Annotated in this window: 9 protein-coding genes; 3 read left to right on the forward strand and 6 right to left on the reverse strand. The window is 33.8% G+C overall.

What is annotated here, in order from left to right; translation table 11 throughout:
* Window positions 1-9: 9 nt before the first annotated feature.
* From BM289_RS10815 to BM289_RS10845, 6 genes are all read right to left on the reverse strand, one after another.
* Window positions 10-2,271, reverse strand: coding sequence for a Gldg family protein (locus tag BM289_RS10815; protein ID WP_091493127.1), 2,262 nt, complete (start codon window positions 2,269-2,271; stop codon window positions 10-12).
* 12 nt (window positions 2,272-2,283) lie between these two features.
* On the reverse strand, window positions 2,284-3,234 hold the full coding sequence (locus BM289_RS10820; protein ID WP_091493128.1) for an ABC transporter ATP-binding protein: 951 nt from the start codon (window positions 3,232-3,234) through the stop codon (window positions 2,284-2,286).
* A 62-nt stretch (window positions 3,235-3,296) separates the two neighbouring features.
* Window positions 3,297-4,667, reverse strand: coding sequence for a RagB/SusD family nutrient uptake outer membrane protein (locus tag BM289_RS10825; RefSeq protein WP_091493130.1), 1,371 nt, complete (start codon window positions 4,665-4,667; stop codon window positions 3,297-3,299).
* 10 nt (window positions 4,668-4,677) lie between these two features.
* The gene (locus tag BM289_RS10830; RefSeq protein ID WP_091493131.1) at window positions 4,678-8,094 is read right to left on the reverse strand and encodes a TonB-dependent receptor; all 3,417 of its coding nucleotides are present in this window, start codon (window positions 8,092-8,094) and stop codon (window positions 4,678-4,680) included.
* 254 nt (window positions 8,095-8,348) lie between these two features.
* Window positions 8,349-9,392, reverse strand: a complete 1,044-nt coding sequence (locus tag BM289_RS10840; protein WP_091493133.1) for a FecR family protein — start codon at window positions 9,390-9,392, stop codon at window positions 8,349-8,351.
* A 230-nt stretch (window positions 9,393-9,622) separates the two neighbouring features.
* Complete coding sequence (locus BM289_RS10845; RefSeq protein WP_091493134.1) at window positions 9,623-10,210, reverse strand: RNA polymerase sigma factor; 588 nt, start codon at window positions 10,208-10,210, stop codon at window positions 9,623-9,625.
* Window positions 10,211-10,550: 340 nt separating this feature from the next.
* On the opposite strand from BM289_RS10845, the gene BM289_RS10850 reads away from it, so the two are divergent.
* The 3 genes from BM289_RS10850 to BM289_RS10860 all read left to right on the forward strand — a co-directional run bounded on the left by BM289_RS10850 (window position 10,551) and on the right by BM289_RS10860 (window position 17,103).
* Complete coding sequence (locus BM289_RS10850) at window positions 10,551-12,020, forward strand: M28 family metallopeptidase (RefSeq protein ID WP_091493136.1); 1,470 nt, start codon at window positions 10,551-10,553, stop codon at window positions 12,018-12,020.
* Between the two features lie 261 nt (window positions 12,021-12,281).
* On the forward strand, window positions 12,282-13,262 hold the full coding sequence (locus BM289_RS10855) for a YheT family hydrolase (RefSeq protein ID WP_091493138.1): 981 nt from the start codon (window positions 12,282-12,284) through the stop codon (window positions 13,260-13,262).
* A 142-nt stretch (window positions 13,263-13,404) separates the two neighbouring features.
* The gene (locus BM289_RS10860; RefSeq protein WP_091493139.1) at window positions 13,405-17,103 is read left to right on the forward strand and encodes an AraC family transcriptional regulator; all 3,699 of its coding nucleotides are present in this window, start codon (window positions 13,405-13,407) and stop codon (window positions 17,101-17,103) included.
* Window positions 17,104-17,159 lie beyond the last annotated feature (56 nt).

A 17,159-nucleotide genomic window follows, 5' to 3' on the forward strand; every position in this document is an offset into this window, starting at 1 on the left:
TTTTGAATTTTATCTTCTATTTCTTCTAATAAGTAGAAAAGCACCGCTTAGTATGATTAATAATGGAAAGATTCCTATAAACAAGATTTTGTTGATGAAAACTTGATTTGACGTAATCGTGATTTTATTATCGGTTTTTAGAGGACGTGTAGTATCAATTGGAAATTGATAATTGCTGAACCAGCTGAAAATATCGGTTACAAACTGGAAAGTTCCAGATCCGCCACGGCTTAATTCGGCATTGCCCATAAAATCGGCATCTCCGGCAACAATTATTTTTTGTGTTTTACCATTGATCTTTCTCGTTAAAGCAGTTACAAGAGGAATTTCTTTTGAAGAAGGCTGTTTCTTTAAATCTTCTGAAATTGAAGTAATTCCTGCCTGAGATTCCCATGCCGGTAGCTTATTGGTTTTTAAAAGTGGTGTAACTTTAAATCCAGCTTCTTTTGTTACAGTAACACCACTACTTCCTAAAAGCGGGATAGGATTATTGATTTTGCTTAATTTGATTACAGTAGAATCGACATTTTTTTGAAGCTCGGTTACTAAGAAATCAGGAGAATTCGTTTCACTTTCCTGCACTAAAGTCTGTTTTGTAAATCCGATTCCTAGTTTATCTGTTATAGAAACCAAAGCCGAATTCGTTTCAGGTTCTGCTAAAAGCATTACGTTTTTACCTTCATCAACATATTTAGTAATACGGTTGACAGCACCTTGACTTAATTGTGTTTTAGGATCTGCAATAACTAAAACGTCAGTTGTAGACGGAATATTCTGCGCATTAATATCTACAGAAACAACGTCAAAACCTTGATTGATTAGCGAGTTTCTGAATGTTATTTCATTAAATCCAGTTTTATAATTTTTATCTCCATTTTTTTCAATGCTACGTTCCATGTTTCCAGTTGCAAATACAATTTTTACAGGATTAGAAACTAGGCGTTTTAATGAAGCAGAGATTTCTTTTTCAAAAGGTACTTTAAATAAGTCATCAAACATTCTCAGGAAAGTCTTCTTGCCATTGTATTCTACGGTTCTGACCACTCTGTTTTGTTCAGGTCCTAAATCGATAAATTTTTTAATTTCTGCAGGAGTATATAATTTTTTAAGTTTCATATCCTGCGACTCGACCATTTTTTCGGCAAGCTGTTTGTCGTTTAGCCCTGGATTTTGGGCATACAAAGCTTCATTTGTTGAAGTGTCATAGTAATAAACGTACTCCATTTCTATTTGGGGCAAAAAACGGGTATATTTTGAAAAACTCGCAATATCAGAATTTTGAGAGTATGGCATCGCCATGTAATAATTAATATCTAGTAAGTTAACATAGGTTGTTATCTTAACAGGGCCTTCTATCTTATCAACCACATCTAAACTGCTTTTGGTTAATGTATTGTCCTTATTTCGGGTCATATCGTGATAGAAAGTAAGTGGTGCTCTAGAAGTAATATAACCAAGAGATAAGACTGCAGCAATCAATACAGTATACTTTAAAACTCTTTTGGATACGGTTTGTGCATCTCTTCCGGTCTGTAGTTTATAAATACTCAATACAATAAAAAGACTGCTTACCAAAACAAAGTATAATACATCTTTACTGATAATCAATCCTTCCAGCATTTCGTTGGCACGTCCCGCAATGGAAAGGAAATAAGTAATGTCTTTTACGATTTCGACATCCTGCCAAAGTTTTCCAATAAAATTTAAACCTGCTAAAACAACTAATGTGCTGATTGCGGCAACTACCTGATAAGAAGTCAGACACGACATAAAAAGTCCGATTGCAGCATACGTACATACCAATAAATAAAGACCAATTAAACCAGAAATAGCAAATTTAAGATCTAAATTTTCGATAGAAAAATAAGCAATAGCAACCTGTAAGCCTAAAATAGCAATGAATAAAAGGCAATAAGCGGCAATCGCTAAATATTTACCTAAAACAATGTCTTTAATTCTAATTGGCGAAGAAAGCAGTAATTTGATTGAACCGCTGTTGATTTCACGGCTTACTAATCCCATTGTTAAAAGCGGAACATACAGATAAAGGTAATTCTGCATTTCAGTATACAATCCGCTGAAACCAGAAAAAACAACCTGTGATAAATTGTCCATACTTTGTCCAATTTTCTGTGCTTTTTCGAAACGTTCGATGGTGTTGAAAAATTTCCAGCTTGACTGGATTGAAAATATTACTAAAACAACCCAGGCAACTGGCGAGTAGAACATCGTATTGAGTTCTGTTTTAGCAATTCTATATATTGTTTTCATTTGTTTATTTTTTTAAGAAAGAATAGCGTTTTTAGATGGGGCTTTTTTAGATAATTGAGCAAAGATTTCGTCTAATGAAACTTTTTCAAATTGAATTTCACGAAGTTTCCAATTTTTCTGAACGCTTAATGAGACAATTTTTTCAGCAACTTCTTGTGTACCGCTGAATGTAATCTGAACTTTTTTAGGAGTCAAGTAAACGGCATCTGTAACCTCAGAAATTTCTTTGAATGCCTCAACAGCCGGCGGGTTTTCAAAGCTAGCCGTTAATTTATCGGCTTCGATATAATTGTTGAAAGCTTCCAGCGTATCAGAAAAAACCATATGTCCGTTTTCAATCATTTTGATATCCTGGCAGGTTGCCTGAACTTCAGAAAGAATGTGAGAAGAAAAGATTACGGCTTTGTCTTGTGCTATTTTCTTAATTAAATTTCTAACTTCCAGAATCTGATTTGGATCTAATCCGTTTGTAGGTTCATCTAAAACGACCAATTTAGGCTCATGGATAATCGCCTGCGCAATACCCACACGCTGTCTGTAACCACCCGACAAGTTTTTAATCAAACGGTGGCTGAAATGCGAAATCCCGCATTTTTCTTTTGCTTTTTCTACAGCGTTTCTTAGATTTTCTTTTGGAACTAATCTTAACTGCGCACAGTGAATTAGATATTCATCTACTGTTAAATCTAAATGCAAAGGCGGTGTCTGCGGTAAAAAACCGATTAATTTTTTAGCTTCGACCGGGTTTTCTTTTAAGTTAATTCCATCAATAAAAATATTTCCTTTGGTCTGGTTTAAAACGCCGCAAAGAATATTCATGGTAGTAGATTTTCCGGCTCCGTTAGATCCTAAAAGGCCTAAAATCCTATTTTCTTTAATTTCGAAATTGATATTTTGAATTGCCCAATCCTTACTGTATTGATGCGACAAGTCCTCAACTCTTACAATTGTGGTTGTTTCCATAGTGTTTTTTAAATCTCAGGAATGTTTTTTATGAAACATTCCTGAGTAATTATTTAAATGATTTAGTTATATCCTAAGTTTTGAGTTAAAAAAGGATTAGAGCGTCTTGCTGTTTCCGGTATAGGGAATAGATTGTCTGTTGAAGCCCATATTTTGCCCGGAGTTGTACTTAGAACTTCATCGATTTTTCCGGTTCTTTTAAGATCGAACCATCTGTGTCCATTTTCGGTAAATAGCTCTCTTTGTCTTTCTAAAGCTATTAATTCCAGTAACTGATTAGAATCTGTTAAGGTAGTGTTGCCAAGTAAAGCCCTGTTTCTGATTACATTGATATCTTGCTGTGCGCCTGTAATATCATTTAATTTTACTCTGGCTTCGGCTCTTATCAGATAAAGTTCTGCTAATCTAAGAATTGTTGAACGCTCTACAGGTGTTGTAGTATACGAATTTTTATACTTTCTTGGAATTGTATATGTCAATCCATCTGCGGCAACTGTAGTACCAGTCCAGTTTGTTTTTCGGGCATCACCGGTTTCAAATAGTGTGTTTCCGTTTCTTAACATGTATGTTCCTGAAGATGAAAACAATGCACTGCCTTCATAAGTATAAGTAACATTTGAATAAGGAATCTGTAAAATAGCCTCTTTATTGTCTGCGATAAACGGGCTGTTGGTACTTGTCAATCCTGTAATTATTTTATAATTGCTGCTATCGTTAATTACTAAAGTTGCCAGATCTGAAGCCTCTGTCCAGTTTCCTAGGTACAAGTAAACTCTGGATAATAAAGCATGGGCAGCTGCTTTTGTAGCTCTAACTCGTATAGCACTATAGCCAGAAAAATCAGCAGGAAGATCAGTTGCAGCTTCTTTAAGATCAAGAATAATCTGATTGTAAATCTCTGTTTGAGTATTGCGAGGAGCAAGCGATGTTTCGTCGATATTTGTAGTTAAAACTAATGGCACATCACCCCATAGATTTGTTAGATAGAAATAAGAATATGCACGAAGAAATTTTGCTTCGGCTATCCATTGTTTCGCTTTAGTAGGGGTAAGGGTTTTACTGCCGCTAATTCCAATTATGGCATTGTTAGCATTATAAATTGTTTTATAAAACTCCGTCCACATTGTCCCAGCAGAGCTGTCTGTATCAATCATTTCATTGGTCGTATAGACATTGCTGAGCTGAGTTTTTAAAATTAACTCATCTGAGGTCTGTCCAAGAATGGTATGTAAAGAGTTATAATAAGTATTCGTTACCATACTTTGGTAAATTCCGTTTATGGTGGCTTCTGCAGTAGGATCGGAGGCATACACAACTTCAGATGACAATTCATTGATTGGCAGCTCAGCTTCAAGCATATCATCACAGCCAGTTAAACCGATTAAAAGAAAAAACGAAAATATATAGATGTATTTTATTGAATTATTTTTCATGGTTTTAGGTTTAAAATGTTAATTGTGTTCCTAAAGTTATTGTACGCAAAGGAGGTAAAACCAAACCTGGAGCTTCAGGATCAAATCCTTTGTATTTCGTAAAAGTTATCAGATTTTGTCCTTGTAGTGTTACACGCGCATTTTTAAGAAATTTTCGCGTGCTTTCATCTAAAGGAATAGCATAAGAAGCGCTTACATTTTTAAGTTTGATATAAGAAGTATCAGTAAACGTAGCATTTGAAACTATATAATTGCCATAACTTGAAAGGTAATTAGAACTTAAGACATTGCCCTGTGCTAAGTAATCATTGTACTCATCTACCTGAAAGTTTGCAAGTCCGTATGGATACCCTGGCTGTATGCCTGTAGTTGACATTAAAGTTCTTCCGGATTGTTTTACAAATTGGAATAAAAAGTCAAGCGAGAATGCTTTATAAGAAATTGAATTTGAAATCCCTCCATAATATTTCGGATATGTTGGTCCATAATATTGTCTGTCACCAACACCAGTATCAGAAAGTCCAGTAGAAATTTTTCCATCTCCATTGGCATCTTCAAATTGTGGTACACCATTTACTACGCCGGTATATTTATATAAATATTGACTGTTTAATGGTCTTCCTACAACATATTGTGAGTAGTAACTAGTATTTTTTATACCATCAAATGATAATAATTTATTAGAATTAGTTGAAATATTAAAAGAGGTTGACCAATTAAGGTTTTGCGTTTTAACGTTTGTCGTTGAAAGTGTAAACTCCCAGCCTTTGTTTTCAACAGCTGCACCTAAATTAGCGGTATAAGTTGTAAATCCTGCTTGTGGGCTAAGGGTATAATTAACCAATTGGTTGTCTGAAATGTTTCTGTAATAGGCGGCAGTAAAAGAAATACGGTCATTTAAGAAATTTAGATCCATAGCAGCTTCAAATTTTTTAGAAACTTCCCATCTATAATTCGGATTTGCAATTCGGGTTGCTGACATAGAAGCATTTCCGTTTCCGTAAGTTCCTGTAGAATAGGTGTCAGCATATCCGTAATCTCCAATACCATCACTTCCCACTTCTCCATAACTTGAACGAAGCTTACCAAAACTTAGCCACGAGTTGTCTTTTAAGAAATCTTCTTCCGTAAATACCCATGCAGCACCAATAGAACCAAAATTTCCATATTTATTATTTGCTCCAAAGCGGGAAGAACCATCTCTTCTAAAATTAATGTTTAAAATATATTTATTCATAACATTATAATTCAGCCTGCTAAAAAGTGATATATATTTATATTCAGAGGAACCGTTATATACTTTTACAGTTGTAGCTGTTCCAGTAATACCAATAAGGTTGTCAGCGCTATATACAGAAGAAGTTACATAAGATGGCATTTCTGATCTTCTTTTTTGATAGGATCCACCTACTAAAGCAGTTAGATTTCCTTTCCACAATGAAGTGGAATAATTCAACTGAGGATCAATAGTGAAATTATTAGTATTGTTAGTCGAAACAACATAAGATCTTAACGAGTTTAGACTGATTTTGAGAGCATCATAATAAGCGTAATTACTGGCTGAAGCAGGTTGATATTGCTCGGAAGTCATTTCTGCAGTTCCATATCCTAAATCAGTTTTAAAAGATAATCCCTTTGCAATTTCATAGTTTACACTAAAACTTGTAATTAAGTTGGTCCCTTTATCTTCAACTCTTTTTCCTAATGCTGCCAGAGGGTTGATATCACTAAAATAAGTAGAAGCCCAGTAAAAAGAGTCATCTGCGTTATAAATAGGACGATTTGGAGCTGTACTTATTGCGTAGCTTGCGATGTCAAAAAATGGCAGTTTATTTTTATCCGTTGCAAAAATTACAGAAGCTCCTATCTTCAGTTTTTTGTTTAACGTATAATGATTGATGTTAAAATTGGTGGAAAATTTATTGTAGCCAAAATCTCCAGGTAGAACGGTTGTTTCATTATGATAACCAGCACTTAATAAAAAGTTTGTAGTGTCATTTCCACCTTTTAAGCTTGCAGAATAATTATTGAAATTAGCCGATCCGCCAATTAATAAATCCTGCCAATTAGTATATTGATTAGGATCCCAGTTTGTTAAAGCTATTCCGGTACTAGAGTTACTTGCATTTGCATTTGCATTTGTTAAGGCAGTTTGTAACATGTTAAGATAAGCAGGCGTATCTAAGGTTCTAACTCTATTGGCAACTTGAGAAATTCCTGAGTTAGTACCTATAGTAAATTCTGTTTTACCTGCTGAACCTTTTTTAGTAGTAATAAGTACTACACCATTTGCACCTCTGGATCCATAAATTGCAGTTGCATCTGCATCTTTAAGAATTTCAATACTTTCAATGTCATTAGGATTAAGAATGTTTAAAGGGCTTGTTGATTTTTGTGCTCCTCTAATTGCATATGGCTGTTGATTATTTGTACCTACACCCGTTTGTTGTGCCTGTTCTTTTATATCATCACCAATATATGGAACTCCATCTACAATGTAAAGAGGAAGAGTCTCTGCAGCAAGAGAGTTTCTTCCGCGAATACTGATATTAATATCACTCCCTGCATAACCAGATGTTTGAGATACAAATACACCAGGTGTTCTTCCTTGTAAACTTTGTAAAATATTAGTTATAGGTTGTTTTTGAATGTCTTCAGATGTGATTTTAACTACAGATCCTGTAGAAGTTCTTTTTGTTGTTGTACCGTATCCAATAATTACAACCTCGTCTAACTTTGCCAAATCGGGTTGCATTTTGATGGTAACTGTGGTTTGGTTTTCTACGGTAACTTCCTGTGTTTTGTATCCTAAATAAGATATTTTTAAGACATGTTTTCCTTTTGGTAATTCGATAAAAAACTGTCCGTCAAAATCAGATATTGCTTGTTTATTGCCTCCTACAACTGCAACAGAAACACCTGGAAGAGGCTGTCCGTTTTCGTCCAGCACTTTTCCGTTAAGCATAATAGTAACTTCTTCGGCATTTTCTTTTTTTTCGGTATTTACAGCAATTTTAGCAACTTCTTTTTTATAAATCACGACATTTTTATCCACCTGTTTGTATACCAGATTACTGCCCTGAAATACAATATCCAGAATATCGCTTACACTTCTGCTGCCTCTTGGAGTAGTAACTTTTGGGAAATCTTTTATGATCTGTGGCTGATAGGCGAACAATAATCCTGTTCTGTTTTCGATAGTTTTAAATAGCGTTTTAATATCCTGATTATGTAATTCAATGTCAACAGATATTGACTCTAAGTTCTGACCACTCATTTCAGTTGCGAAAATCATATGAGTGCCGCAGGTCAGTAAGAAAATGTGGAATAAACTGATTCGCATAATCATAATGGTTTTTTTTGACAAGTGAAAAAAAGACGAATTCTTTTCACTGTCAAACATGGTTGTTTTACAGCGTAATTTCATAAATTTGCTTGTTTTTTAATGGTTACTGGATTAATTGTTAAAAATCTTGGCCATCTGGTGTAGGAGCTGGATGGCTTTTTTAATTTAGTTTTGGTTAATTGGTCTTTGTTTTTAAGGTTAATATTTATTTTCAAAGCTTTCTAAGTAGGAGGTTAGTCAGCCTTATCTCTTCTCTATATTCTATATTCTATATTCTATATTCTATATTCTATTTTCTATATTCTATTTTCTATTTTCTATTTTCTATTTTCTCTTTATTCACAGCCTTTCCCGTCCAAAATGACATTTCCGGCTTTATTGTAACGATATTCTGTTTCGATAACACTGCTGATTACCTTCAAGACATGATCTAAATCTTCTTCATTTAAGAAACTGGCAGTAATTCGGCAATTCTTAATTTTTTCATTCGAGATTAAAATCTGCACTTTATATTTTTGAGCTATTAATGAAACAGCTTCAGCCATATTCAAATCATCCAGAATCAGGTAATTGCTTTTCCATTCGGTTACAATAGCCGCACTTACATTATTTTGTTCAAAGTTCAAAGTGCTTTTGTTTACTTTAATCTGCTGATTTGGAGTGATTACGCCATACACTTTTTCAACATCTCCAACCTGAACTTTACCACGTGCAACAGTAACTTCGATATTGTCTGAAGAATTTTGAGCATTAATATTAAAAGCAGTTCCTAAAACTCTAGTCTGAATTTTACCAGTATGTACGATAAATGGTTTTTCGGGATTGTGTTTAATGTCAAAAAAAGCTTCTCCAGTTAAGGTAACTTCACGAGTTTTGGAGTCAAAAGAACTTTGATCGTATTTCAACGTACTGTTATCATTTAACAACACTGTACTACCGTCTGGAAGATGAACCAATTGTTTACCGCTAAAGTCAATTAAAGTATTTTGCGCTACAGCAGCTGGTATTTCAGTTGTAATAGTTGGAACTGTTGCTTTTTGCTTAAAGAAGAATGAATTTCCCAAAGCAATTAATAAAGCAATACTTGCCGCTGCAAAAAGCGATCGTAAAACGATTTTTCTTTTTCGTTTTGGATTTAAATCGACCACTTTAGGTTCATTTTGCGGTTTAGATAAAATATAGTTCAGAATATCGTCACTCTGTTTTTTATCCATTACATCTGTAACATAATCACTTTTCAGCATCTCATGAATTTTTTCCTTCAGAAAATCGTCATGCTCGCCCTGCTGCATTATTTCCATCATTTGCTGCTGTTCCGCATCAGATAGATTATTCTGCAGATAGCCTTCAAATAACTCTTCGAACTTTTTTTGCTGCATTTGTTTCGTTAATTAAATTAGTACTTGTTTGTAAATGATAGTTTGGAGTTTTTTTTTTTTTTTTTTTTTTTTTTTCAGCCCTTCTAATTTTAGGGATAGAACACGTTTTAAATGTTCCTTTTATATAAAGACCATTTAAAAAAGGGGAGGGAGTAGTTGAAAGTGAAAAAAATGTAAAAAAAATGTAAAAAAATGTAGTTCTTGGCTTTTTTGAAAGAAAAAACTTTAGTCTAGAACTTTAAAAATAGCAGTAATGACATGAACATATTCATGTACGGAGAAATTTTAAGACGTATAAATTTTAAAGCCTGAGCCATGTGTTTTTTTACCGTCTCGGTTGAGATGCCCAAATCTTCACCAATTTTTTGATGACTAAGGCCGTCTATTTTAGCCATTTGATAGACTTTTTGCTGTTGAGGTGGCAACTGTTCAACGATTTGATTTAAAATCGTATTGTACTGTTCATCTTTGATATTGCTGTCAGTATCAATAATTCCAGCTTCTTTCTGATTGAATTCGGCTATTTGACTCGTTTCTCGTGCGATTTTTTTAATCGAATTGAACAAATGATTGCGTGAGATTATATAGAGGTAATTTTCAAAATGAGTTACTTCTGCTAAATTCTCGCGATTTTGCCATATTTTTAAAAAGATGTCCTGAACAGCTTCTTCTGCTTGAATTTTCGATTTTGTAATTCGTAAAGCAGTAGAATACGCATTATTTTTATATTGATTGTACATATTGGTAAACGCAACCTCACTTCCTTGAGACAATTCAAGAAGAAGTTTTTTTTCGTCTATATTCGAATTTTGAGCCATGTTTTGGTAACAATCAATTCAGCAATATTATTTATTTTTTTTGAAATGAAGATTATTTATCGATAACAAGCCTCGAAAAATGTTATTTTACCATTTTATCATTAAAATAATAAATAATCGTAAAAATAAGTAGCACTCTTTTGCATAAGATTCAATGAAGTAAAATTGCGCTGTTTGATATATTGTAGGTTAAGTCTTGTTTTAATTGAGAATTGAGCAGAATAGAATTAAAATTTGATTCTTTTTTGAAGTATATTTATAAAAAATATAGATTTGTCTTTTTTTCAGACCCTTCTTTTTTTATCAGAAAATTATTCAATCTTTAATTTGATTTTTAATTATGAAAAAAAAGTTGTTTTTATTACTCAGCTTAAGCTGTAACATTATTTTTTCGCAAACGATCAAAAAACCTTTGATCAGTGCGATTACTTTAAAGGATCTTAAAACAGATATGTACCAGATGGCCGGCGATCATTTTAATGGCCGTGAAGCTGGTACTTTAGATGAACTAAAAGTATCCATGTGGCTGGCAGAGAAAGCCAAAGAAGCTGGAATGTCACCAGCGGGAGACGATGGTACTTTCTTTCAGTTTTTTGATTTATACCGACATCAGGTTACCAATAATACCAAATTTAAAATCGGACAAAAAGAATTTAAATTATGGAGTGAGGTGCTGGTTGCCGAAACGACCACAAAGAAAGTTGAAGCTCCCATTTTATTTTTAGTTAACGCTTCTGCTGAGGAAATCAGAAAAGCAGATGTAAAAGGAAAAGCTGTTGTAGTATTGGCCTCTAAAGAGGGAATTTCAGATAATATTTCGCTTTTCGAGAGACGTTATCCAGGTTTTGTCAAGCAGAAATATTATGAAGATTTAGCCTACAGAGGTGCTGCGGCTTTTATTATTGTTGCAGATGAGCTGGGCGAAAAAAGTTGGTCTGAAGTGGAACCTCAAATGAAACGAGGTGTATACGGAATAGAAGGATACCGTGATAAAATGCCTGTTCCGCCTAGAATGCCTGCTTTTTGGGTGCACAATAATCAATTAGAATTTCTTAAAAACACAAAAGACTTTTTATCTGCCGAAGTAGTTTCAGAAACTTACAAATATCCATCTGTGAATGTTGTTGGAAAAATTGAAGGAACTGATTCCAAATTAAAAAATGAATATGTGCTTTTTAGTGGACACCAAGATCATGATGGCGTAAGACAGAAATACGGTCAAGATTCTATTTACAATGGAGCAGATGATAATGCCAGTACTTGTGTCGCAATGCTGGCTATTGCTAGAGCTTACAAAAAACAGCCAGCAAAAAGATCCGTTCTTTTTGTATTTCATGGTTCAGAAGAACGCGGATTATTAGGATCGAGCTGGTATGCTTCACACCCAACGGTGCCTGAAAAAGATATAATTGCTGTTTTAAATGGTGATATGATAGGTCGGAATGATATCAATCAAGCAGCACTTTTAGGTTCAAGTGACCCGCATCAAAATTCGCCTGATTTGGTAGCTGTGGCTAAAAAAGCCAATGATGAAGGCCCAAAATTCGAACTCGATAAACTTTGGGACAGACCAGAACATCCAGAGTTTTTCTATTTCCGATCAGATCACTTACCTTATGCGAGAAAAAATATTCCAGCAGTTTTCTTTACAAGCGTATTGCATAGTCAATATCATACGCCAATGGATGAATCTGAAAATATTGATTTTGGCAAATTGCATAAAATGACAGATTGGATCTACAGAACGGGCTGGATTTTATCCAATCAAACTGAACGTCCAAAAGTAGTTCCGCAAAAAAGAGAACAATAAATACAAAAGCAGAGGTGTTTGATTAATCAGGCACCTCTGTTCTTTTATTCTCTAATGGATGTTTTATCCTGAAGTGTCATTTTAGCAATTTCATCTTTTCGTTTAAAAGTAACACCATTATGTTTTTTGATTTTGTACCCATATTTTTTCATAAAATAATACAGATTATGCTTTTCGTTTGTAAAACTATTCGTTAATTTATAAATTACGTATCAATGTATTTCTTAGCTTTGTAGTACGCACCGTAAAAACCGTTTTATTATGCCAATAATTAAACAATCAGAATATAGTTTTCCTTCTATTATTCACCGAAACAGGCATATTTCGACTATTTATGCCGCCTTGATTAAAAAGTTTGATGCTCCTGATTATACCAGAGAAAAACTGGAATTAAATGATGGAGATTTTATCAATGTTGATTTTGTTCTAAAAAATTCTAAAAAAGCGGTTATTCTTTGTCACGGGTTAGAAGGAGATTCCCGAAGAACTTATAATAATAGCTGTGCCTCTTATTTTTTGGAGCAGGGTTTTTCTGTTTTTGCTTGGAATAACAGAACCTGTGGAGGAGAGATGAATCGACTTCCGAGGTTGTATCATCATGGCGCGGTTGATGATCTTAACGAAGTGGTTCAATTTGCCCTGCAGAAAGGCTTTGAGGAGCTTTATTTAATTGGATATTCAATGGGTGGTGTACAGCTTTTGAATTATCTGGGCTGGACAAAAATTGATGAACGAATAAAAGCGGCCGTTTCCATTTCGGTTCCAACACATATTGCTACAAGTGCTGAAGTCCTAAAACAAGGTTTCAACAGGGTTTATTTAAAGAATTTTACCATTGATATAAAGAAAAAGCTTAAATACAAAGCCGTTCAGTTTCCAGATTTTATAAATAGCGATCAGATTGATAAAATTACTTCTTTTGATGAAGTCGATCAGTATTTTACGGCACCGCTTCATGGTTTTGCGAGCAGAGAAGACTATTATCATCAAGTTTCTCCTGAATTTTCACTTAAAAATATTACTACTCCTGTTTTAATTATTAATTCACTGGATGATCCTTTTTTAGGAGAAAGATGTTATCCAAGAGCAATTGCGCAGGATAGCGAATATGTATATCTGGAAACTCCAAAATATGGCGGACATTGCGCTTTTCCGCTGCGTAATTCAACTTATTCTTATGCGGAGAAAAGAGCATTTGAGTTTTTTACGTCTTATCAATCCACAGAAACTTTTAAGGCTTAAAGGGCATTGATTAAAGTCTGCTGTAAAATACTTACAGTTCCCTTTAATTAACGGGCTTTAATTCGTTTTCGTTTTTAACTTAACATATAGTTTATGATTAAATAAACTTCCGATTGTATCCTTGTCAGTTAAATTACAAAACATGACTAGGATATTACTATTTCTTTACTTTTTCACAATATATTCATTTGGGCAACAGATAAAGTTTGAGAATTTTACCACCAATCAAGGATTGTCCAACAATTCTGTAGTCGATATAGAAAGCGACAAAGAAGGCGGATTGTGGATTGCGACTTGGGATGGCTTGAACTATTTTGATGGTTATACTTTTAAAATTTTCAAAAATAATAACAATGATCCTAAAACAATTTCGAGCAACTACATTACTAAATTAGAAAAAGATTCAGAGGGAGTTATTTGGCTGATTACCAAAGAAGGTCATGTAAATCGATATCTGGGGAATAATGAGTTTCAGGACTTTAAATTCAAAAGTCTTCCAACAAATATTTATTTATCTCAAAAGGGAAATATTGTCGTAGAAACGGGGAAAAAATATTACGAACTCAAGAATAAATCTTTTGTTGAAATCCAGCAGAATAGCATCAAAACAACGGATTTTAGAAATCTGAAAAATATACTGCTTAGAAAATATCCAAATCTCAGAATCAATGATATTCTAAAAGATAAAGCGGGAAATATCTGGTTTGCGACTCGGGAAAACGGATTGTATATTATCACAAATGAATCGGACGAAAACAATATACAGCATTTTACATCCGATTTATATTCGCCTTATTCCTTCAAAAACAATGAAATAGAAACCATTCATGAAGACAATTTCGGAAATATTTGGTTAGGACAGAAAGATGGCGGATTAAGCATGGCATACAGCGGTTCTGAAAAAATAAATTCGGTTATGCCACATCCGGTGAAAGAGCCTAATCTTCCAAATGAAACTATCAGAGCTGTAACCAAAGACAGTAAAGGAAAAATCTGGCTGGGTTATTATACCAGAGGTCTTTTTTGTTACAATGAAAGAAGTCATTTTTTTGAAAAGTTTAAAATAGATAAAGCTGTTTCGAGTCCAGATTGGGAAAGAATACGAACTTTATTTACTTCCAGCGATGGAACGGTCTGGGCAGGGACTTATGAAGGAATTCTGCGCATTTCGGATCAGAGTGTTACAAGTTTTGAAAAGAACAGTATTCCGGGAATGTCCATCAGCAGATGTTATTCTATTTTCGAAGATCAAAACAAACAGCTTTGGATGGGATGCTGGGGCGGTCTGGCTAAATTTAATATGGTTACTGGAAAGTTTGAAAACTTTAGAGGACAGGAATTGTTTAGTAAATATCATATAAGATGTGTAAAAAAAAGCAATCAGAATCTGATACTGGCAACAGAAAACAGTGGTGTTGTTGTATATAATTTAGTTACCGGTACATTAAAAAAAATAACAACCAGAGAAGGAATTTTAGGAAACAGTATTTATTCTGTTTTTGTGGATAATGAATCAGATAATTATTGGATTGCTTCTTTGGGTGGCGTAACTATTTTTAATAAGAGAAAAGGTGTCGTAAAAAACATTACAGAAGCTGAAGGACTGCCAAGTCACATGGTTTATGGACTTATCGATAATGGCGATAAAGTTTGGTTAAGTACTACAAAAGGAATCGCTTCTATCGACAAGAAAAGCTATTCTGTTACTTCTTATAATCCGCATTATGGCTGGCAGGCGCCTGAGTTTTCGGAAGGTGCTTATTATCAGGATTCAAAAGGGAATTTATTTTTCGGCGGTGTAGGCGGACTCAATTACTTTAATCCCAATACTATTCAAGGTAATAATGCAAAAGCAAAAATAAAATTGAAGGTCGATGGAAGTGAAAGTTATTTGTCGGCCATTGAAAAAGGGTTTAGTGATAATGAATTAAAAATCGAAGTCATCCCGATTATATTTCCCAACAGCAGAAGAAATAATATTTATTACAAACTAGAAGGAAGAGACGAAAATTGGTTTTTACTTCCTGCAGACAATAAAATTGAATATGCAGGTTTGTCTTCTGGTGATTATAGTTTTCTTATAAAAGAAGGAATAGACGGCATTGCTGAACCTGCTTTTTTTACGCTTCACATTACCGAAGCTTTCTACGAGTCTATTTTGTTTTACATTTTATTATCTGTTCTTATATTGTTGAGCTGTCTGGTAGTGATTTATATCAAAAATAAAACAGCTCTGGCACAGCAGCAATATATGGAAGAGCTGGTAAAAGCACGAACGGCTGTTATCGAAAATCAGAAAAAAAATCTGGAAGAAATTAATGCAGAACTCGATCAGAAAAGTAAAAAAATTGAGGAACAAAAAGAAAAACTGCTCATTCTCCATAGTAATTTAAAAAAAGAAAATTTCGAGATTGAAAAATTCAAAACCTTTATGTTGGCTGAATTTCAGGAACCCATATCGCGAATAATTAAAACTTCCAGCTCTTTAAAAAAAGATACCGAAATGCAGCGGGCTTTATTAGCTGAATCAGGTAAACTGCTCAATCTTATTTCGGAATGGAATTATCTGGAACAGGTAAAAGATTTGGGGTCTGTAAAGAAAACGGCAGTGAATTTGTTTCCTGTTTTAAAAAACAATGTCGAAAAACTAAAAAAAGATTCACAGCTTAATCAGGTGAATTTTAATTGTGAAATAGACAATTCAGATTGTTTTGCAGCTGTAGATGTTTTGCGTTTGAAACTTTCGCTTCAGTATTTTTTTAATGACTTAAGTAAATATTCTGACAAGGATAGTACTTTGAATATTTCGATTACTTATGAGAATGATTGTATCGAAATAAAGACCATTTCGGATAGTGTTATTTTAAAGGATAATTGGTACAATATTTTACACTACAGTCCCTATTTTAAAGCTTTAGAAATTTTGCTTCAAGATTTGAATGGAGAAATTATTTCTTCGTCTGAAGAACAATTTCAAGCCAAATTGCGAATCCCAATCGAAGTTGTCGATTCTAATGAGAATTTAAAAGAAACTATTTCCTGGAAAAACTTTAATCACCAAGATCAGTTTTCTCCAGATAAAAAATGTCTTTTGGTTTTTGGTGATCCGTACAATACTCCTGCAGCGAATCAGATTTTGGAAAGCAAAAAATACAATTTGATTTTTGAGAGTTCTATTTCAAATTTAAACGCCATAATTAAACAGACAGAAATTGCAGCGTTAGTTTTCTATCAGGCAGAATTCTCCAGAGAGCTGATTAATTTTCTAAAACAGAATAGAGAAAACAGCGCGGTAAAAATTCCACTCATCTATATATCTGAGAATATTAACTACGAACAAGACGAACAATTGTTGGAATTGGGTATTGATACTCATATTAAACTGCCGGCTAGTTTATCATTTATCAGCAAAAAGATTAATAGGTTGATCAATCAAAACAGCGAACCAGTAAAAGAGTATAAAATCCAGCAGAAGATATTCGAGATTCTGACAGAAAATAATGAGAATATCACGGCTAATGAAAAGCTTCTCAAAAAGGCTTTGGAAATCATTAAAGAAGAATTGCAGAACCCCGCTTTTAATGTTGAAATGATGGGCGAACAATTAGGGATTTCTAGGGTAAAATGCTATCGTTTGTTTAAAGAAACTTTGAATCAGTCTCCATCAGATATTTTAATGTCTCTTCGCTTGCAAAAAGCCGAATTACTATTAAAAACTAAAAAATTGAACATCTCTGAAATCAGTTTTGAGTGCGGTTATAATGATCCAAAATATTTTGGTCGCTCTTTTAAGAAGTATTTTGGCAAAAGTCCGAAGGAATATAAAGAATATTCGCTTTAGATTTTCTGTTAGCCCTGTATTTGCATAAAGTTAGGCTAATGTTAATGTACAAAATT

The sequence above is a fragment of the Flavobacterium phragmitis genome, assembly GCF_900112575.1.
In the GTDB taxonomy this organism is placed as follows: Bacteria; Bacteroidota; Bacteroidia; order Flavobacteriales; family Flavobacteriaceae; genus Flavobacterium; species Flavobacterium phragmitis.